At 44.0% G+C, this 19,689-nt stretch carries 17 protein-coding genes; 5 read left to right on the top strand and 12 right to left on the bottom strand.

Annotated features, from left to right (window positions below; genetic code table 11):
• Positions 1-83 precede the first annotated feature (83 nt).
• Together AC07NA_RS21545 and AC07NA_RS21540 are read right to left on the bottom strand one after the other, a co-directional pair.
• Positions 84-1,109 (bottom strand): zinc-dependent alcohol dehydrogenase family protein, encoded by a 1,026-nt coding sequence (locus AC07NA_RS21545; RefSeq protein ID WP_494899669.1) that lies wholly within the window; start codon positions 1,107-1,109, stop codon positions 84-86.
• 153 nt (positions 1,110-1,262) lie between these two features.
• Positions 1,263-2,312, bottom strand: coding sequence for an NAD(P)-dependent alcohol dehydrogenase (locus tag AC07NA_RS21540; protein WP_494899667.1), 1,050 nt, complete (start codon positions 2,310-2,312; stop codon positions 1,263-1,265).
• 256 nt (positions 2,313-2,568) lie between these two features.
• On the opposite strand from AC07NA_RS21540, the gene AC07NA_RS21535 reads away from it, so the two are divergent.
• Together AC07NA_RS21535 and AC07NA_RS21530 are read left to right on the top strand one after the other, a co-directional pair.
• Positions 2,569-3,480 carry a helix-turn-helix domain-containing protein gene (locus tag AC07NA_RS21535; RefSeq protein WP_494899665.1) on the top strand — a complete coding sequence of 304 codons (912 nt, stop codon included), beginning with the start codon at positions 2,569-2,571 and terminating at the stop codon, positions 3,478-3,480.
• 91 nt (positions 3,481-3,571) lie between these two features.
• Entirely contained in the window at positions 3,572-4,585 is a 1,014-nt protein-coding gene (locus tag AC07NA_RS21530) for a zinc-dependent alcohol dehydrogenase family protein (protein WP_494899663.1), read from the top strand.
• Between the two features lie 274 nt (positions 4,586-4,859).
• Here AC07NA_RS21530 and AC07NA_RS21525 read toward each other — a convergent pair whose 3' ends face one another.
• Positions 4,860-5,024 (bottom strand): hypothetical protein, encoded by a 165-nt coding sequence (locus AC07NA_RS21525; RefSeq protein WP_494899661.1) that lies wholly within the window; start codon positions 5,022-5,024, stop codon positions 4,860-4,862.
• A 42-nt stretch (positions 5,025-5,066) separates the two neighbouring features.
• Between AC07NA_RS21525 and AC07NA_RS21520 the strand changes: the two genes are divergently transcribed.
• Both AC07NA_RS21520 and AC07NA_RS21515 read left to right on the top strand, forming a co-directional pair.
• A complete protein-coding gene (locus AC07NA_RS21520) occupies positions 5,067-5,621 on the top strand; it encodes a Crp/Fnr family transcriptional regulator (RefSeq protein WP_494899659.1) in 555 nt (184 codons plus the stop codon).
• 177 nt (positions 5,622-5,798) lie between these two features.
• Entirely contained in the window at positions 5,799-6,188 is a 390-nt protein-coding gene (locus AC07NA_RS21515; RefSeq protein WP_494899657.1) for a RidA family protein, read from the top strand.
• 169 nt (positions 6,189-6,357) lie between these two features.
• Here AC07NA_RS21515 and AC07NA_RS21510 read toward each other — a convergent pair whose 3' ends face one another.
• Positions 6,358-7,770, bottom strand: coding sequence for an alpha/beta hydrolase family protein (locus tag AC07NA_RS21510; protein ID WP_494899655.1), 1,413 nt, complete (start codon positions 7,768-7,770; stop codon positions 6,358-6,360).
• Between the two features lie 369 nt (positions 7,771-8,139).
• Between AC07NA_RS21510 and AC07NA_RS21505 the strand changes: the two genes are divergently transcribed.
• Entirely contained in the window at positions 8,140-8,943 is an 804-nt protein-coding gene (locus AC07NA_RS21505; RefSeq protein ID WP_494899653.1) for a hypothetical protein, read from the top strand.
• Between the two features lie 168 nt (positions 8,944-9,111).
• On the opposite strand, the gene AC07NA_RS21500 is transcribed toward AC07NA_RS21505, so the two are convergent.
• The 8 genes from AC07NA_RS21500 to AC07NA_RS21465 all read right to left on the bottom strand — a co-directional run bounded on the left by AC07NA_RS21500 (position 9,112) and on the right by AC07NA_RS21465 (position 19,685).
• Positions 9,112-9,681 carry a YceI family protein gene (locus AC07NA_RS21500; RefSeq protein ID WP_494899651.1) on the bottom strand — a complete coding sequence of 190 codons (570 nt, stop codon included), beginning with the start codon at positions 9,679-9,681 and terminating at the stop codon, positions 9,112-9,114.
• 108 nt (positions 9,682-9,789) lie between these two features.
• The gene (locus AC07NA_RS21495) at positions 9,790-11,595 is read right to left on the bottom strand and encodes an amidohydrolase (protein ID WP_494899649.1); all 1,806 of its coding nucleotides are present in this window, start codon (positions 11,593-11,595) and stop codon (positions 9,790-9,792) included.
• Between the two features lie 559 nt (positions 11,596-12,154).
• Positions 12,155-12,736, bottom strand: a complete 582-nt coding sequence (locus tag AC07NA_RS21490; protein ID WP_494899647.1) for a Crp/Fnr family transcriptional regulator — start codon at positions 12,734-12,736, stop codon at positions 12,155-12,157.
• A gap of 298 nt (positions 12,737-13,034) precedes the next feature.
• Complete coding sequence (locus AC07NA_RS21485; protein WP_494899646.1) at positions 13,035-14,840, bottom strand: amidohydrolase; 1,806 nt, start codon at positions 14,838-14,840, stop codon at positions 13,035-13,037.
• A gap of 300 nt (positions 14,841-15,140) precedes the next feature.
• The gene (locus AC07NA_RS21480; RefSeq protein ID WP_494899644.1) at positions 15,141-16,334 is read right to left on the bottom strand and encodes a GAF domain-containing sensor histidine kinase; all 1,194 of its coding nucleotides are present in this window, start codon (positions 16,332-16,334) and stop codon (positions 15,141-15,143) included.
• 73 nt (positions 16,335-16,407) lie between these two features.
• Positions 16,408-16,944, bottom strand: a complete 537-nt coding sequence (locus AC07NA_RS21475) for a VOC family protein (RefSeq protein WP_494899643.1) — start codon at positions 16,942-16,944, stop codon at positions 16,408-16,410.
• A 69-nt stretch (positions 16,945-17,013) separates the two neighbouring features.
• Positions 17,014-17,967 (bottom strand): pepsin/retropepsin-like aspartic protease family protein, encoded by a 954-nt coding sequence (locus AC07NA_RS21470; RefSeq protein WP_494899642.1) that lies wholly within the window; start codon positions 17,965-17,967, stop codon positions 17,014-17,016.
• A gap of 50 nt (positions 17,968-18,017) precedes the next feature.
• Complete coding sequence (locus AC07NA_RS21465) at positions 18,018-19,685, bottom strand: NAD(P)/FAD-dependent oxidoreductase (RefSeq protein WP_494899641.1); 1,668 nt, start codon at positions 19,683-19,685, stop codon at positions 18,018-18,020.
• Positions 19,686-19,689 lie beyond the last annotated feature (4 nt).

Genomic DNA, 19,689 nt, shown 5'->3' with positions numbered 1-19,689 from the left:
GGCTATTACTACGAAAAATCTTACTTCCAACTGTTTATAAGATTACCGGAGGATGATTGGACTCCGCTGTCGATTTCAGGAATTCAAGAAATTTTAATTACTATTTTGCCCAGGCTTCCTTTGAAAAGATGCTCGTAAGCCTCAACAGCCTGATCGAAACGATAAACTTTTCCAATAATTGGCTTTATACCTTTTTCAGCAAACAAAGTCACCATATCGCCCAGGGCCTTCAGGTGACCTACTGCAATCCCTTGCAGTTTGATTTGCTTTACCATTAAAGGTATCAGATCGATATTGGATAGCTGGCTGACCAAAAAACCGACCATAGAAATCTGGCCATTGTGCTTAACGGCCTTGATCGATTCATTCAGACCGTCTCCAACAACAACTTCAATGAGATGATCAACACCTTTTCCCCGGGTGAGAAAAAGCGTTTCACGTACCCAATCGGGTGTCTTATTGTAATTGATGACCTCATCTGCACCGATCTGTTTCAGCCTATCCGCTTTTTCATCACTGCTGGTCGTTGCGATCACCCGGGCACCGAACAGTTTGGCGATCTGAATTCCGAATACGGACACGCCGCCTGAACCTTGCACCAATATCGTTTCGTCAGTGTGCAGATCTCCATAATTGACAAGTGCGTACCAGGGTGATAATCCTGCTGTAGGAAACGTACACGCTTCTTCATCGGTAAAGAAGTCAGGAGTACCTATAATACACTGTGATTCCAGCACCATATATTCGGCCAGGCCGCCCTGCAAAGCAGAACCGAGCAGATACTTGTAACCATCCGGCGCTGCCTCACCGTCAAGCCAGTGTGACCACAAATGCGACATCACCCTGTCGCCGGTATTAAAATTTATTACGTCAGAACCTGTTTTGACGATCGTTCCCGCCGCATCCGCTAAAGGGATCAGCGGAAACTCAATATCTACCAATTCATGGTCCACTGTGCCCTTATCCCGGTAGTTGAGCGATACCGCGCCAACTTTAATTAGCACCTCATGAGGTTTTAGTTCAGGAGTATCTATATTATCCAGTGTCAGATTATTTAATCCATAGCCGTGCAAGCGCCAGGCTTTGATTTTTGAAGGTATTTCGATCATTGTTCTTTTATTATTATGAAGACAAAATTAGAACGGCTCTCTTTAAACAAATAGCGGGAATCAAAGAAGAAGCTGTATATTTCAAACTAAAGCATTACTAAAAAAGGCAGTCCCGAATTTCAGAACTGCCTCTTCTCCATCAGGTTTATAATATTACAGCGTGGCCATATCTATAACGAAACGATACTTCACGTCACCTTTTTCCATACGGTCAAAAGCTGTTTTGATATCTTTCATATCCACCAATTCAATTTCTGAAACAATATTATGCTCACCGCAGAAGTCCAGCATTTCCTGGGTTTCCTTCAGGCCTCCAGAAGCCGAACCAACAATACTTCTGCGGCCAAGCTGTAATCCGAAGACCTGTTTGATCTCCAAACCCTTCGGCGGAATTCCCACAACGATATGAATACCATTTAGCCGCAGCAATGAGCCGTAAAAGTCAAAATCGTGCTGGGCACTTACGGTATCAAGGATGAAGTCGAACGAGCTTTTTACTTTTTCAATTGCTTCCTGGTCAGAGGTAACCACAAAGTGGTGTGCGCCTAATTTTTTAGCGTCTGCTTCTTTTTTTGGTGAAGAACTTAGGATAGTAACCTCAGCACCTAAAGCGACCGCAAATTTAACGGCCATGTGCCCAAGACCTCCCAAACCAAGAACTGCCAGTTTGTGTCCCTTTCCCACTTTCCAGTGTTTCAATGGGGAGTATTTAGTAATACCTGCGCAAAGCAGCGGGGCCACGGCAGCAAGATCCAAATTCTTCGGTATATGAACCGTGAATCTTTCATCAGAAACGATGGTGTTTGAATAACCGCCATAGGTCGGCTGGTTGTCGGTATATTTATCCAGACCGTTGTAGGTTGGGATCACGCCATTTTCGCAATAAACCTCCTCACCGTTATTGCAGGGCTCACAATGTCTGCAGGAATTAGCCAGCGTTCCGACCCCGGCAAGATCACCAACTTTAAAACCTTTAACGTGATCGCCTACTTTGACCACCCGGCCTACGATCTCATGCCCAGGCACCATTGGAAAGACACCGGGGAACCATTCATTATTGATCTGCGCCACATCCGAATGGCATACTCCGCAAAATAAGATATCTATTTGTACATCATGCGGACCAACTTCTCTTCTTTCGAACGTCCACGGCTTTAATTCTTCGTTAGCGCTTTGCGCCGCATATCCTTTTACTGTTGTCATTTTACTTATTCTTAAAAATATAAAGCAAAGCTACCGTGAGGATCGGGTTAAAAAATTGCGGGAATCAAATCGAAAATTGGTATTTTCAAATAATCAATATGAATGCATTTCAGGAAAAACCTTCGATTTATTAATTGTAAAATCGAATGATTATTTGATTTTTACAGTTTTTTGTTTGATTAACAATACCTTAAACCTGAGGTTAATGTTATTTTTGAATTGCATTTAAATAATAGTAGTGGGTCAAATAATAGGCATGGAAAGTACAGTTATCGATCTGCATGAAGATCTAAAGACGGACGAGCGGGTCTGGATGCCGGGCGTGATCGGAAAGGATGTTTATCACTTTAATGTTTTCCACGTTAAGCACAACCAGGATGAAAAGTTCAATTGCAAGCCTTTCAACAGAAAATCGCTGTATAAGATTAGTCTGCTGAAAGGCAAAACAAAACTTTATTACGCGGATAAAACCATCGATTTTGATTGCGGGCTTTTGTTTACAAACCCAAATATCCCTTATGCTTGGGACCATTTGGAGTCAGAGCAGGAAGCCTATTTCTGTGTATTCACGGAAGAGTTTTTTGACCAGTTCAACGTCATTAAAGAGTATCCGGTATTTAAACCGGGCAATACACCCTTTTTCAATCTCACCCCAGGGCAATATCAGGTATTTGAGGACATCTTCAAACAAATGCTGACAGAGATCACATTGGATTTCAGTTATAAATATGATTCACTCCGTTCAATGGTCATGCAACTGATCTTCTCCGCACTCAAATTAGAACCTGCATCCTGTCAGAGCTATAAGGATTCCAACGGCTCGCAGCGAATTGTTTCTATCTTTAATGAATTACTTGAACGGCAGTTTCCGCTGGAATCAACAAATCAACGGATGGAATTAAGGCACCCGACTGAATTTGCTAACCGTTTATCTATCCATGTAAATCATCTTAATCACGCCATCAAAACCGTACTGGGAAAAACCACTTCTCAGCTTGTCGCTACACGGGTGATGCAGGAAGCCAGAAGCCTGTTACTTCACACAGACTGGAATATTTCGGAGATCGCCTGGAGCCTGGGCTTTGATGATGTTCCGCATTTTATCAATTTTTTCAAGAAAAATCAGCTGGTAACCCCAAGGTTATTCAGGAAAACGCAATTGGTCTGAGGTTTCTTTGAATTACACATTTTTCTGTTTGATTTACCCTATGCGATAAAAAATCAACGCAATAGCTTTGCCGAAATTAAACAGAACAGAGATGAAAGCATGGCGTATTAACTCCGTATTCAGGGTAGACCAATTAACGTTAGATGATGTTCCAGTTCCGATCCCGGCTGATGATGAGATCCTGATCAAAGTAAACGCAATTTCCCTGAACTTCCGGGACATTGCCATTGTACAGGGTTTTTATTTACCAGACCTGATGCCGAAAGGGTTGATACCGGTTTCAGATGTTTCCGGCACCGTAATTCAAAAGGGTTCTGCCACGTCCCTGTTCAATACCGGCGATCAGGTGATCGTTCACCCATTTCTTACGGTGAACCCGGACGGTTCGTTCGATCACCTTGCTGCCTACGGAGGTCCATTGAACGGCGGGCTTGCTGAATATACGGTGGTAAAAGAAACTGCGCTGATAAATAAGCCTACAAATCTAACAATAGAAGAAGCATCAACCTTACCGATCGCCGCCCTTACCGCCTGGTTTAGCCTGACCAACAAAATGAAGATCAAAGCCGGTGATACGGTTTTGTTTAAGGGCACCGGCGGCGTATCACTTTTCGGTGTGCAGTTCGCCAAAGCTTTAGGGGCACGCGCGATCGTACTCACCAGCAGTGATGAAAAAGGACAACGAATAAAAGATATCGGCGCTGATGAATTTGTTAACTATAAACAACACCTAGACTGGGCAGAAAAGGTCAAAGCATTAACTGGAGGTAAGGGAGTGGACCATGTTTTGGAAGTTGTAGGCGGAAGATCTTTCAATCAGTCGCTTGATGCCATTAGGGAACGAGGGACTATCGTTGTAGTGGGTTTCCTTGAAGATCAATATACAAAGCTTGATTTAATGAAGCTACTGGCCAGCCGGGCGAATATCATTGCGGTTTCCTCTATCGGCGACAGGGAATCCTGGGCTGCCATGATGGAAATCATTGTGGATCATGATATCAGACCAGTAGTTGACAGCGTATATACTTTTCAGGATGCCAAAGCTGCTTTCAAGCATTTGAGCAAGGGGGCATTTGGAAAGATTTTAATTCGTGTATCAGGTTAATACAGTATTCTAAAAAAGCTTCCAACCATTGAATTTAGTCAAAAGCCAGCGCTCAATTGCCCTTCAATGATATCACTTTGAATCAAAGCCCGACTATTTTAAATTAACTATTTAAATAACTGTAAATCAATAAATTAACCATATAGCATCAAGTTATATCGTCAATATATTTGCATCCAAAAAGTACTTCTTTAATTCAGTGATTTATAAAAATTCAACACCAAATAAGGAACATATCCCAATTCCACTTTCGATAATTTTAAAATAACTGGTTCTACGATTTAGAAAGGCAATCTATAATATCTTCAAGCTCAAAAAAATACTTTCCTGGCAAAAACAATTGATTTTTACTGGCAATCAGGCCGCCAGTCTGTCCAAGCATGCTCGGGAAAATGCACAATTGCGCCTGGTCGATTTTGGAATTTGCAGGTGTTTTCACACATCAGATATTATCTTTACTCGACATATTTACCACAAGTACATGCAGAGGCTAAGAGAACATATACAAAAGATCGTACTGCTCAGCGACGAAGAATATGACTTTATATCGAGTCACTTTACTGCAAAAAAATATAAGAAACACCAGTTTCTAATACAGGAAGGTGAATCTGCAAAACATCATTTTTTCATCTTATCAGGGCTAGTGAAACTGGTCTATACGGATGATACAGCGAAAGAGCATATCGTCTCATTCGCCATGGAAGATTGGTGGGAAAGCGACTTCCTGGCTTTCTATACTCAAACACTGTCGACAATGTCACTGATATGTTTGGAAGACACAGAGGTCCTATCTTTAACGCTGGAGAATTACCGCAATCTTTGTGAGCAGTCACCAAAGATGGAAAAGTTTTTTCTTGAAAAAGCAAACTTCGGCTTTCTTGGTGCGCAACGTCGGATTATATCTTTGTTAACTTCAAACGCAAAGCAACGTTACGAACAGCTCCTTAAATTATATCCTGCCCTTGTTCAGCGTGTCCCCAAAAGTCAGCTGGCCGCTTATCTGGGCGTATCCCGCGAAACGCTAAGCCGGTTTTAGTCACACAATAGTGATATACCTCACATCAAAATCGTGAGGTTCGTCAAGAGCTGTTTTCATTTGTTATCCGGATTTTTGCATTATAGATCGATGAACCAAATGAAAAAAACAACAATACTGACAACTCTATTATTGACAATAACTGCATCCGTTTGGGCGCAAACAACAACAAAAAAGATGGAAAAAAGAATAATCAATCCCTGGCAATGGCAGGACAAACGGAGTTATGTCCAGGCCGTTGAAGCCAAAAACGTGGAAAGCACACTATACATCTCCGGACAGACCGCGATAAGCGATGACGGCATATCAAGCGATGAGGATATGAAAACGCAGCTTACCAAAGCATTGCAAAACTTAGAAACTGTAATCAGTAAGGCCGGCTACAAACCGGAAGGCATCGTTCGCCTAAATATTTATACAACATCGACCGCCGAGCTTTGGCCAAATTTTCAAATATTTCAGGATTGGGCTGCCAAAAACGGGGTTAAACAGGCATTAACACTATTGGAAGTGAAAAGCTTGTTTGAAACTTTAAAAGTTGAACTGGAAGCTACTGTCGTTAAGTAAAGTGCGGACTGTAATTGGACGTTGGTAAACCCCGTTCATTAGATCGGGGTTTATTTTTTTTAAATATTGAAACTTAACCAGGTAAACTGCTCAATTATTTGTCAATTCGCCTCATTTAACAAATCGGCATTGCCGTCCAAAAACCAGGAAGAAAATTATGTGCTGACCATTAGCGTTTGTTGATCCACTCGGAGACCCTTTGCAGCGCCGAAGTATCGACGGTTATGCCGATCTCCGCATATTCACTTACACCACCTGTTTTTGCCGGTTGAAATAAATGGTTCAGGCCGGTTAAAGATTCCGCCTGGAAATGGGTATTACCGGCCTTTTGAAGCGCTTTGCGGATACCGTTCAGGTTTTCTTCTGCACTTACCTGCATATCCAGTGAGCCGTTCAATGCCAGCACCGGGCATTTAACCCTGGTCAGGTATACTGAAGGATCAAAATTAATAAAGTAACGAAACCAGGGAAGGGTGAGTATTTTCTCGTTTTGGCTTACCAGGGCGTCCAAATTATCACCGGTTTTTCCGGCTTCCGGGGAATTGCGCAGCGCCGAGTGAAGTAAGGAATCTATCTTTACTTTATAATTCGTTGCCGGCAGGTTTTGATACTGTCTCACGCCGGCGTATATAGCTGCATTGGTCACCTCCGACTTCCTGATCTCTTCAGCAGATGCATGCGCTAACCGCAGTTCGTCAGCATTTTGCCTGACCATTAGCTGGGCAATTGGAATACCCGGGCCGGCCAGCAGCACCATAAAACTGACATTTTTGTTTCGGCTTGCAACGATCGGTGCGATCATCCCGCCTTCGCTATGCCCCATCAAACCGATCTTTAAATTTTTAAGATCTGCCCTTGATTGAATAAAATTAACCGCGGCTTCCGCATCGTCTGCGAAATCAGCAGTGGTGGCTGTATTGAAACTTCCGGTAGACTGTCCGATCCCGCGGTCATCATAACGAAGTACCGCGATGCCCTGTCGTGTCAGCCAATCGCTCCAAACCAGAAATGGACGGTGATTAAATTGTTTGATCTCCTCATTACGATCCTGAGGACCTGACCCGCTGATCAGGATAACAATTTTAGAAGCGGTCCCATTCTTTGGCAAGGTGAGCGTACCGGCCAGTTTGTTGCCTGCTATTTTATTCATAAAAACAATCTCTTCCTGAATATAAGGAAAAGTTGTCGGATCCTGGGGTCTTATGGCTGGTTTTACGATCGTGGTTAACGTTTGAGTTGTTGTCAGCGTCAGCGGAAAACTGCCGGGACCCTGGCTGAATGTCCCAGCGATCTTATTGCTGTCAGGTAAAAAAACGCCCGAATATTTGAAGCCGAACTGAACAGATTCAAGGATCAGTGTTTTATCGGTAAAACTTGTTTTATCGACCTTAAGCCCGGAAGCTCCCTGATCCGGACTGTCCATAGTAGCGCTATACAGTTCCTGCGTTTTAGAGATATGAAAAACTAAGTGTAATTGTGTTCCGGAAACCTGCAGGGTGCCATACCACGTCCCGGCGACATCCTGAGCAAATGCAGTAGCTATGCTCAATGTAAACGCGATCAGCAATATAATTTTTTTCATGGTTTTATGATTTAGGGCAAATATTAGCACTTATTTTTATAAGTCAATTTAATAGTGAAAAGCACCCGAAAAAAAGCAAAAACGTACGTGCCGGTACCGTCGAATTATTTTGCACACCGCCGGCGCTATGTTCACTTCCACACTCGGACTTTGATTCCATTTTAGTTCACCCCGGGGCAAAATTTAACTTCAGATTCTAAAATTACCTCATTATCAATTTTTAAACGATGACATATATCAACAACACGGAAAATTTATGGCTTTTGAAAATGATATACCAGGAAAATAATGTTAACAGCCCGTTTGGGAAGTTTATTTTTCGATAGACACTATCTTAAAAAGCACCCGATATGTATTTTTGCCGGTGCTATGAAGGACAACTTTGGAGAGATCAGGAGAGAAGTAAAACATCTGCACGGGCAGGGCGTTGATCTGCTGAATGCCATGAGAGATGAGCAGTTTCCTGCGCAGATGGAAGAACATTTCACGAAAGTGCTGAACAAAGATTACCAGGAATTCAAACGCAGGTTACCTGTATTCAGGAATACCTATCAAACCTGGTACAGTGAGGCGCTTGCCATTGTAAAAACCTTGCTGCCTTTGCGAAGCAATGACTTCGCAAGGCTTTATGAACGCCCAAAGAACCGTAAGGAGATCACGAAAGATAATTATGTTGTCGAAGACTATCTCAACGGAACGACTGTCACCGCAGGTTTCGATAAGAAAATTGTCGTTGGCCCTGATGCCGCTATCGCTGCTTTTGAGCAGCAGTTCAACATTATAGCTGCCGTCCTGAATACACTTGATTCGTCATTGCTGGATATCCACCGGGAAGTTCAGGCTAATTTGCTGGATGCCGAGCTGGATAAAGCTAATGTCCTGGCAAAAAACAAACATTACCGCGCGGCAGGCGCGTTAGCGGCGATCGTTCTGGAAAAGCACCTCGAACAGATCTGCTTACGCAGGAATCTGAAGGTGACCCGTAAAACCATTTCTGATCTTAACGAAACGCTTAAAAAGAATGAGGTTATCGACTTTCCTACCTACCGGAATATCGGTTTACTAAATGAACTTACCCAGCTTTGTCTTCAAAACAAAAAACGCGAACCCGAACTGGCAGATATCGCGGATTTGATCAACGGAGCTGATAAGGTCATCAAGACGGTGTTCTAAAGAAGCTAAAATCGATCAATGTCTCATTTTTAAAGGGACCAAAATCATTTTTCAATGTTACGAACTGCCGTTGCCAGCCAACAATAAATGAGGGCAAATAATTCTACGTATTCAAAATAACTTTCCTGCTTGTTTATTTTGTAAATAAACTGTGTCTCCAGTTAAAACTCACTTTAACTGGAGTTCAGTATCTAAAATGATAGCAATTTTATTACCGATCAGCTTTTCGGGAAATTTGTATCCGATACCAAAGTCTGAACGATCTATTGTACCGGTAACCTGAAAACCCGCCGTCCTCCTTTTTGACACAGGATTTATTATCGTTCCATTATATACCATCCGCATCGTAACTGCTTTGGATACGTTATGCATCGTTAGTACACCGGTAACGGAATATTTATTTCTACCAGTTCTCGATACGATGCTACTTTTAAACTGAAGAGTTGGATATTTCGCCACATCGAAGAAATCCTCGCTTTTTAGATGTTTGTCACGTGCTTCTATTTCTGTATCAATTGAGGAAATGTTTGCGCTTAACGTTATTATAGCGTCACTAAAATCCGGCTTCGTTCCTTCAACTTTTATTTCAAAGTCTTTAAAGATGCCATTTACTTCTGAGATAAGCATGTGCGTTACCTTGAAGCCCAATCTTGAATGCTCAGGGTCACTTTTCCAATTTTGTGCCGCAGCGCAAAGCGTTGTAATGGCAAGTAAAAATGTTAATTTTAGGTTATTCATGTATCAATTTAAATACTGTAAAACTTTTAACAGCCACTACCTGGCGCAAAATTGGAAATGTGATCCCGATCGGTTATTGCTTGGCGCTCCGGATGCAGATCATGATTTTTAATCCTTGTTGTTATAAAATCCACCATAATATTTGAATGGTGACCAAGCGGGAAGTGTTTCAGGTAATTTAGGAGACAGGTTTTTATATTCGCCCGCACCAAAAACCACTCTGCCGTTCACAACCGTCAATGAAGAAGCAATGGTTTTTATTTCGTCATCTGGAATGGTAAAGTAATCCTTATTGAGCAGGACAAAATCTGCAAGATTACCCGGAATGATCTTTCCCATCTCACGCTCGTGATCTTCAAACCAGGTCGGGGCTATTGTAAACAATTTTAACGCTTCTTCTCTCGTTAAACGATTGTTTTTTGCCAGCACTTCCATTCCTGACACTGACTTGCCTGTAGTCATCCAGCTGATGCCTATCCATGGGTTAAAGGATGCTACCCTGAATGCATCTGTCGTCATCGTAAGCGGAACACCGCTGTCATATAACTCACGTAATCTTGGGGTCTGTGATGCTTTTTCGGCTCCATAGGTTTTGATAAAAGCCTCACCGTGCATGGCCAGTTTTGTATCCAATGCAATACCGCCGCCTAATCTTTTTACCCTGGCAGCGTTCTCCAAAGAAATTGTTTCGGCATGTTCGATACTCCACCGTAAACCGTCAAACGGTGTCTTTTTGTTTATCTCTTCGAGTTCGTCGAGAAACGGGGTAATATTTTCGTCATAGCTGATATGCATTCGGAAAGGAATACCTCTTTGAACGAGTTTGGTAATGTCTTCTCTGATGTAACGGCGCATGACATCCTTATCGATGACAACCGCCGGTCTGTCGAAATTTTCGTGATCATGGAGTTCCATTCTAAGCAGCTCGCCGGCCCCTTCGTATTCATGACCATGCACCATGGTCGGGTGCAGGTTCTCTCCGGGACTAACAGGTGATTTTTTAGTTACCGCGTTGATCTCGGCATCGACCAGGCTACCGCTGCTCGCATCTCCGAACTGCAGATCAATGAATGGCATCCTTACATTTAAACGATTTTCCCTTACCAGTTGCTGTATTGGGGTATGACCGTTCGGATACCCGATCAGGGCCGCACCATCAACAGCTGAAGTAACCCCGAAACGGTTCAGACTATTTATGACATTTGTTATGGAGCTAAGCTGTTCTTCATAGGAGGGCTGTGGTACCATAGCTTCCAATGAGATGAATGTAAATGTATAGCCGTCCACTATCCCTGTATAATTCCCTTTCTTATCCTTTTCGAATACCGTACCCGGCAATGCTGGAAATTTACTGGTACCCACTCCGAATGCCTTCATCGCCAATTCATTCAAAAATGCCCTGTTATAGGCATACTGAACGATAACAGGCCGGTTAGGGACGGCTTTACGAACCTCTTCAAGAGTTGGTAAACGTCTTTCTTCGAACTGGTATGGCGACCAGCCACCGATCACTTTTACCCATTGGCCCTCAGGAGTTCGTTTTGCCTGCTCACTTAACATTTCCAGTGCACGCTTCAATGTCGGTACGCCTTCCCATCTGACATTGTAATTGTAACTCCTGTCATTTAATATATGGAGGTGGGCATCATTGATACCCGGTATCAGGCGTTTACCGCCTGCATCAATTAATTTGGTTCCGTTCCCTTTGAAATTTAATATCTCAACATCTGTTCCTACAGCATAGATCTTACCCCGTTTTACAGCGAGCGCCGAAGCATCGGGTTTTGTCAGGCTCCCGGTGGTGATCTTCGCATTGAACACGATCATATCAGCACCGGTGATTTGTTCTGCGGATTGCGCCCTAGTCTGCATAGCGCTGATCATGGCTATGGCAAAAAAAAATTGTTTTTTCATAAATCGATATTGAATTTTAATTTCTATTATCCCCGGATCAAGTGAAAGGCACGCTGATCGTCAGTTCAAATTTAATTCAGCTCAATTTTTTATAAGATGACAAATGCTTATAAAATTCATCGATAAATATCTACTTGTCACGGAAAATGCCGCCGAACAGATCCATGCCGATTAAGATTTTCGTAGCAAGGCAAAATATGTTTGAGGTAAAAATAATGCGAAGGTAATTAGTGAGGGAAATTGATTGGCTATGCGCCCAATAAATTGGCTTGACGTTTAAGTGTGCTGAGATAAGACGGTCAAACTTAGCGATATCATTAGATATTTCGAAACACCCCAAAAATGAAGTCATCTACTTTCGCGCCTGCTGACCTGCGATATCAATAGAATGCCCAGTGTCAAGTATAAACAAGAAACGTAAAATAGAGCTGGCGGAGATTTGGAACTGATCAAACCTTCGCAAGCTTTCTGTACTACTTTCTAACGTCCGGCCCCATTTACAATGTGATCAGTTCAAGTTCCCCAGCACCGATCTTGAATGTCCTGATGCCTCAGAATTTTATAGGATCGCCTGTCTTTTTAATCTGCTTAACGTTTCTTTAGTGATACCCAAATAAGATGCGATATAATGTTGCGGGAACCGCTGAAGAAAATGCGGATATTTGTTCGCGAATTCCTGATAACGCGACTCCGCTGTAGTGCAGATCATTGAATTTATCCTTCTGTGCAATGCTATAGAGTGCCTGTCATCCATTACCCGGAGCATTTGTGCTAATGCAGGGATCTGATCCGCCAGTTCCAAGATGTGTTTTGAAGTGATGATCAGCATTTCTGTGTCTTCCCAGGCTTGTATATTATAATCTGAAGGCTCATTCGAGATCAAACTTGCCCGGTCATCCGCCCAATAATTTTCAATAAAAAGCTGAACTATCTTTTCGGTTCCCTTATCATCTACACAAAACTGCCGCATCGCACCTTTGGTAATGAAAGCCGTATACTTTGATGCATCGCCAGCCCTTAAAAAATATTGTCTTTTGCGAAGCGTTTTCGGTTGAAATCTACCCTTGATCAAGGCTATTTCTGAATCATTTATTTCTAAGCCTGAATAATCTTTAATGTAATTGATTAAGTTCTGATACATTTATAACACCCCATATGTCGTTCTAATTTACGAATAATTATATAATAAGTTAAAAAAAAGCTCATCCGGTTATCAGTAAGTCTTCGCAATTAGCCGACCGGCCGATAATCCCACGAGGAAGCTTTTTTGGAATCAAGGTCCTTTGGAATTTTTCTTTAATAATAGCGACGAAAGGCGAAACCAATGATCATTTTGATTTGAACGGTAGGTTTGCGCTTTCGCCGCTATGCTCGATGTCAATCGATCTTTAGTATTTATGATCTTCGGGATATTGTCCAAAAATCAGGTTAAAACCTTATTATTTTTTCTCAAAGTGGTAACCGCCAAAATATTTTACCGGCGACCATAACGGCATCGGATCTGCAAGCTTTGGTGAAAGGCTGCTGTATTTGTCTGAGCCGTATACCACTCTGCCGCCAACAACGGTCAGTACCGACTCCAGGTTTTTGATCTGGTCATCCGGCACCGTGAAATAATCATCACTCAGCAGGACAAAATCTGCAAGATTTCCCGGCGCGATACGTCCTTTGTCACTCTCCTCATATTCAAACCAGGCAGCGCCTGTAGTGTATAACCTAAGGGCTTCGTCACGGGTCAGGCGATTATCTTCGGCCAGGATAACGTTACCTGATACCGCTTTTCCCGTCACCGCCCAGCTGATCCCTATCCAGGGATTTCCGGGAGAAACACGGAAAGCATCTGAAGTTAATGAAAGTGGAATTCCGCTGCTCACCAAAGCTCTGAACCTTGGCGTGTACAGGGCGCTATCCCTGCCGTGGGTTTTTACGTAAGCGTCACCGTGAAGCGCCATTTTATCGTCAAGCGCGATACCTCCGCCTAATTTTTTAACCCTTGCGATATTTTCATCGCTGATCGTTTCGGCATGTTCGATGCTCCAGCGCATTCCGTCCAGCGGTGTTGTCTTAACAACGTCTTCCATTGCGTCAAGGAAAGGCGTTATGTTTTCGTTATAAGTGATATGCATACGGAAGGGAATCCTTTTTTGTATAAGTTTACGTACGTCTTCTTCTGCATATTGCTTCATTTTATCTTTTGGAACGATATAGGTAGGCCGGTCGAAATTCTCATGGTCATGGATCTCAGCGCGAAGCACCTCGCCTGTGCCTTCATATTCGTAGCCATGCTCCATGCCGGGGTGCATATTCTGTCCCGGGCTTAAAGGTGAGACCTTCGTGATCCGCTCGATCTCCGTTTCTACCCAATTTTTTTTGGGATCGTAACTGAATCCGAGATCAGCGAACGGAAAACGAATGTTCAATCTGTTCTCTTTAATTAGTGTTTGAAGCGACCTGTGACCATCAGGGTAACCCACCAGGCTCGAGTTATCGATCACCGTAGTAAGACCAAACCGGTTCAGATCTTTGATCAGGTATGCAAAAGAACTAACTTCCTCTTCCGGGTTGGCCTGCGGTAACATGGCATCCAGTCCCAGAAATTGGAAGGTATAGCCTTCGATGATACCTGTATAATTCCCATTCTTATCCTTTTGCAGTACAGTGCCGGGCAATAAAGGGAATTTTGAAGTACCTACACCAAAAAATTTCATGGCGGGTTTGTTAAGCCAGACCTTGTTGTAGGCATACTGAACATACAGAAGTTTGTTCGGTACGGCCTTATTCAATTCCTCAATGGTAGGCAAACGTTTTTCCTGGAACTGGTAAGGAGACCATCCGCCCTGTACTTTTACCCACTGACCTTCAGGTGTTCTTGCAGCTTGTTCAGTAAGCATTTCCAGCGCCCTTTTCAACGTCGGAACATTATCCCACCTAACCTTATAATTGAAACTACGTTCATTCATGGGATGCATGTGCGAATCTTCCAGTCCCGGAATGAGCCGTCTGCCATCTGCGTCAATTAATTTGGTGTGGCCGTCTTTAAGTGCGAGGATCTCATCGTCATTGCCGACAGCGTAGATCCTTCCGGCACTTACGGCAAGCGCAGTGGCTTGGGGTTGTGCTGCTGTCAGGGTTGTGATCTTAGCATGGTAAACGATCAGGTCGGCACCTGCTGATGAATTCCCGGACTGCGCGTGTAAACTAGCCCCGATCAGTACGGAAGTAAGTAATGCAAAAGTTTTTTTCATAGATGTTTCTTTTTGAATGATTAGTGAACTACACTTGCCAAAGGCCAGCTGCCTTTTTGCCTTCCGTTCAGGCGCTTTCCGGCGGCAATACTTTAGTAAGTTACCAATGTAAAAATGCGTCTGATAAGGGCTTGAAGACGATGAGAATTGCTATAAAAACATGTCGACAAATGTCGTTATATATGCACCATCAACTATCCTCGAATGTACCCGGTAACGCCTCCGTATCAACGTTTCGGAAGTTTGAAACGCGAAGTCAGCATCTGTTCTCTATTTAATAAACTGCATATACATTTGTAGTCAGGCAGCGTCCTGCCTGCCTGGTATCATGAATGTAAAAGTAGTTGCCCGTTCCCGGGAGTCAATCGTAACCTTACCCTGATGCGCGGCGGCGATCTCTGACACAATGTGCAGTCCGAGGCCCAGACCTTTCCTGCGGCCCTCTTTGTGACCGGTCTGCGCAAATGGCTGAAATATTCGGGAGAGTTCGAATTCCGGTATTTGATTACAGGAATTTGTAATACTGATGATAAAATTGCCGCCCTGATGGTGTGCCCTGAAACGGATGGGCTGCTCAGGATGTCCATGGGTCAGCGCGTTGGAAAGCAAATTTGCCGCTACCTGCTGAATCATCGTACTGTCACAGTGTACTGTTTCACGAAGGTCAAAATCGCGCTCAACGATCCGTCCCCGGGCGTTGATCAGATGTTCTGAGATGGTTTGCTCTAATTTTTCCTGAAGGCTGGCCTCCGGCTGAATATCTGGCAGCCAGCCGGTTCCTATACGGCTCCGGCTGAACCCCATAATATTATTCACCATAGCGGTCATCCGGTGGCCTGATGACTGCACGATCTGTACCATGTCCAGGATCATTTTATCGTCAGTCCTTTGCGCTATTATTCCGGCAGCATTGGCTATCGCACTTAACGGATTACGAAGATCGTGGCCCAGCATGGCCACATGCAGTTCTCTTAATTCGCAATCCCTGCGGTCTTCAGACCCGTGGATAAAATCGGGCTCCGATTCATATTTCGCGCGCAGATGAAATGCGACCAGATCGGCATAGACACTGAACATTTCCAGGGTTTGCCCGGGATCCAGCGCATTAGGTAGCGTATCCATCGCTACCAGTGTACCGAAAACGTCACCTGTATGCAAACGTATCGGGAAAGATATATAACTCTGAAGACCGAATTGAAGCGGCATACGGTGGGTTGCATAACGCTCATCAATACTGATCTCATCGATAATGACCGGACTGACCTGACTGCAAACATCGTGGCAAATGGTTGTCTGCGATGCTAAAGCATAGCCCGGCTGCAGATCAAGACCGATCACATCATGGATAGCAGTCAAAACCCAGCGCTCGCTGTTCACTAATGCTATTGCAGCGATCCTCATATTGGTCTGTCTGCTGATCGATTCCAGTATGGTACGGATAGCGGGTACTGAAGCAATACGTTTTGCTAATCCGCAGATCTTTTCATCAGTCATAATTTTTTTATTTTTAGCAAGCTTCCCTTGATCCGGTCGCTATGTTTGTAAGTATTTTGTGTTAGCTGCAATGCTACTTTCTGACAACCTCTGCCAATTCCATAATATTCCCCCAGGGGTCCTGGAAGAAAGCCAGCTTACGTTTTATTTCAGGAACATAGAAAGGTTTTCCGAGGATGCGCACACCCCGTTTTTTAAGTTCGGATACAACCTTGTCCACACTATTAACATCCATGCAGATATGATGAAAACCACCGTCCTCTAAACTTTTACTCAGGTCTTGATAGACTTTAACGGGTCGCAATTTTCCGCCTCCCAGGATCTCGATCCAAAATGAATTGGTGTTAGGTGGAGCCAGATAAGCTAACTTTTCGTCTGCGAACGGCCATTCATGGATCACTCTGAAGTCGAGTTTTTCGGTATACCATTTAATGGCTGCTGCATAATCAGGCACCCGTATAGCGACGTGGTTCGCGTTAAGTTCAGCTAAAGGACTTTTAGGATTGAGAGCGGGCAATTTGAGTCCGGGATCACGGTTTTGTGCAGCTGCGGTCGTATGTGTCAAAAACAATACAAGGATGAATTTTAGTGAGTTGAGCGTAATTTTCATTTTAGTTTTCAGTGAGATTGATTAGCAGTACATGATAGTTAGTCCGTTAGTCTGTCGGCTAACACGGGTTCAATATTCCAGAATATAGATCTTCTTCCGTTCGTAGTCCCAGACCGTTTTGTATTGTGACAGGAACCGGTACCCAATGGTCATCAAATTGGCCTCGGTAATTTCCAGGTCTCTTCTGATCGTACTGCTACCTTTAAGGGTAGCAGATTCCACTCCTTTTAAAGCAGTTTTAAATTTGCCGTCCATTATTATATTTTTGACGGCCAGCAACGTATCGCCGTAACTGTCGGTGCCGGAACGAATGATAGTCCCGCTATTGTTCAATTTGTTGCCGGAAAGCGCGTCCAGTTGTAAAAATCCGTTCTGCCCCGAGTCAAATTCGCCGATAACATCGACCCCGTCTATTTTTAACCTGACCAGCGGGTGATTTTCCTGTTTTCGGACCTCAAAATTGATGACCGCCAAAACTTTTTCATTTGCCAGGAAATCTTTGGACCTGCTGCGCTCCGGCGAATTTTTATAGAAGGTGACCTTTCTATGCAGATAGTCTATTTTAAAAAGGTATCCTTTAAAAAATTTATACCCGATGTAGCCGATCATATCCGGCGTTATGTTCTTCTGTATGAAATCATGATTTCCGCTGGTGATGTTTTCCAGGTTACGGTAAGTAATTCCGTTTCCAAACCTGATCTCTCTGATGGTATCGCTCACATTGGTTCTGTAGGACTCACCGCTGCCGGCAAGGCCGTTCCCGTGTGCTTTTTTAGCCGGCAGTTTGACCAGGTTATCATTCAGGATAATGGTTGTTCCAAAACCTGTATCGAACATAAATTTACCGTCAATGCCGTTGACAGTTGCGGGGATAAAAGGATAAACGTTGATCAGCGTTAAAGGAAAAACGACAACATCACCCTGTAGCTCCGGCGTTCTCTCAAATACCTGTGCGCTTACCAGTGTTGCTGAACAGGATTGTAAAAGTGCGACCAACCAAAAAGATAATTTTAAACGTGACATGTATACAAATGATTATGAAATGTTGGATATGAACTTGCCTCGGCTTGCAGCTATTTTACTTCCGCTAAATATTTATGCACGAAACTGATCGCCATAGATCCTTCACCCACGGCTGATGCCACTCGATTCATGGCTCCGGCCCTGACGTCGCCTGCGGCAAAAATGCCGGGACAACTTGTTTCCAGCAGGTAAGGATTACGCTTTTGTTTCCAGATCTTGGGATAATCGGTACGGGACGTCAGATCTCGGCCCGTTTGTAAGAAACCCTTATCGTCTTTCACAATATCAAGTGTTATCCAATCGGTAAATGGCTTGGCTCCAATGAAGATATAAAGCGCGTCAGCGGAAACCTTAGTTGTCGCCCCGGTCCCGAATGAGCGGATATCAAGGCTTTCCAGCTTGTCGGAACCATAAGCAGCGGTAATTTCTACTTTCGGCATGACATGAATGTTGTTTTCAGCTGCGATCTGATCGATCAGGTAAGCTGACATCGTTGAGGTCAGGTCCTCTTTACGGATCAGTATATAAACCTTCCCGGCAAATTTAGAAAGGTACATCGCCGCCTGTCCGGCAGAATTTCCCCCTCCAACAATGTAAACGTCTTTGTCTTTGCAGGCTGTGGCTTCGGTCATGGCTGCTCCGTAATAAATTCCGGCCCCTGTAAATTCAGCGATACCCGGCGTGTCAAGTTTACGATAATCAACACCGGTAGTGATGACCACGCTCCTGGTAATGATCTCTTCGGCGTTATCCAGGATGATTTTTTTATAGCCGTCCTTCTGCTCGATCGACCGAACGGATTGCGGCGACAGGAATTCGGTACCTAACCGGGTTGCCTGCGTCATCGCGCGATGGGTCAGTTCTGCTCCGCTTAAACCGGTTGGAAAGCCGAGGTAATTCTCAATGCGTGAACTGGTTCCAGCCTGTCCGCCCGGGGCGCGTCGTTCTATCAGGATGGTTTTCAAACCTTCTGATGCTCCATAAACACCGGCCGCCAGCCCTGCCGGTCCGGCACCGATAATGACCACGTCATAAACATCCTGACGTTCCCGCTGAGGGTTCAATCCTATGCTACCGGCAAGTTCTGCCAAACCGGGTTTGGTAAGGTAACTTCCGTCCTCTAAAAAAACGACCGGCAGATCGGACTCCTTAAGGCCATTATTGATCATTAGTTTTTGCCCGTCCTTATCCGTTTTGTAATCCAGCCATTGGTAAGGTACAAGGTTGCCGGCCAGAAAATCCTTCAGCTCATGGGAGCTTTGAGAGAACTGATAGCCGATCACCTTGATGCCTTTGAAAACGGGATGGTAATCGCATTGCCACTCATGTAACAGGTCGTCGATGACAGGGAACAATTTTTCTTCAGGCGGATCCCAGGGTTTGACCAGATAATAATCGAGTTTTACTTCGTTAATGGCCTTTATTGCTGAATCTTTGTCAGAATAGGCGGTCAGCAGTGCACGTTTTGCATCAGGAAAATATTGCATCGCTTTAACCAGGAACTCAACGCCCTGCATTTCAGGCATGCGCTGATCCGCAAGGAACATGGCTACGGCATCGCCCCGGTTATTTAATTCCCGCAGGTTCTCCAGGGCTTCGTTTACGATAGTTGTACTCAGTATCCGGTAACGGTCTCGGTACCGGCCTTTCAGGTCACGGGTGATGGCCCTTAATACCTGGGCGTCATCGTCTATACAGAATATTATAGGTAAACTCATAAGA

Source organism: Mucilaginibacter sp. GW821-FHT07G05 (assembly GCF_059418565.1).
Note: the sequence above shows the minus strand (reverse complement) of the source record. Positions and strands in the feature narration are given on the sequence as shown.

Bases quoted from the DNA above. Each gene is read 5' to 3' on its own strand.
- AC07NA_RS21470 (WP_494899642.1), bottom strand. From the start codon at position 17,967: ATGTCACGTTTAAAATTATCTTTTTGGTTGGTCGCACTTTTACAATCC.
- AC07NA_RS21495 (WP_494899649.1), bottom strand. From the start codon at position 11,595: ATGAAAAAACAATTTTTTTTTGCCATAGCCATGATCAGCGCTATGCAG.
- AC07NA_RS21505 (WP_494899653.1), top strand. From the start codon at position 8,140: ATGAAGGACAACTTTGGAGAGATCAGGAGAGAAGTAAAACATCTGCAC.
- AC07NA_RS21490 (WP_494899647.1), bottom strand. From the start codon at position 12,736: ATGTATCAGAACTTAATCAATTACATTAAAGATTATTCAGGCTTAGAA.
- AC07NA_RS21500 (WP_494899651.1), bottom strand. From the start codon at position 9,681: ATGAATAACCTAAAATTAACATTTTTACTTGCCATTACAACGCTTTGC.
- AC07NA_RS21510 (WP_494899655.1), bottom strand. From the start codon at position 7,770: ATGAAAAAAATTATATTGCTGATCGCGTTTACATTGAGCATAGCTACT.
- AC07NA_RS21520 (WP_494899659.1), top strand. From the start codon at position 5,067: ATGCAGAGGCTAAGAGAACATATACAAAAGATCGTACTGCTCAGCGAC.
- AC07NA_RS21475 (WP_494899643.1), bottom strand. From the start codon at position 16,944: ATGAAAATTACGCTCAACTCACTAAAATTCATCCTTGTATTGTTTTTG.
- AC07NA_RS21530 (WP_494899663.1), top strand. From the start codon at position 3,572: ATGAAAGCATGGCGTATTAACTCCGTATTCAGGGTAGACCAATTAACG.
- AC07NA_RS21535 (WP_494899665.1), top strand. From the start codon at position 2,569: ATGGAAAGTACAGTTATCGATCTGCATGAAGATCTAAAGACGGACGAG.
- AC07NA_RS21515 (WP_494899657.1), top strand. From the start codon at position 5,799: ATGGAAAAAAGAATAATCAATCCCTGGCAATGGCAGGACAAACGGAGT.
- AC07NA_RS21540 (WP_494899667.1), bottom strand. From the start codon at position 2,312: ATGACAACAGTAAAAGGATATGCGGCGCAAAGCGCTAACGAAGAATTA.
- AC07NA_RS21480 (WP_494899644.1), bottom strand. From the start codon at position 16,334: ATGACTGATGAAAAGATCTGCGGATTAGCAAAACGTATTGCTTCAGTA.
- AC07NA_RS21485 (WP_494899646.1), bottom strand. From the start codon at position 14,840: ATGAAAAAAACTTTTGCATTACTTACTTCCGTACTGATCGGGGCTAGT.
- AC07NA_RS21465 (WP_494899641.1), bottom strand. From the start codon at position 19,685: ATGAGTTTACCTATAATATTCTGTATAGACGATGACGCCCAGGTATTA.
- AC07NA_RS21545 (WP_494899669.1), bottom strand. From the start codon at position 1,109: ATGATCGAAATACCTTCAAAAATCAAAGCCTGGCGCTTGCACGGCTAT.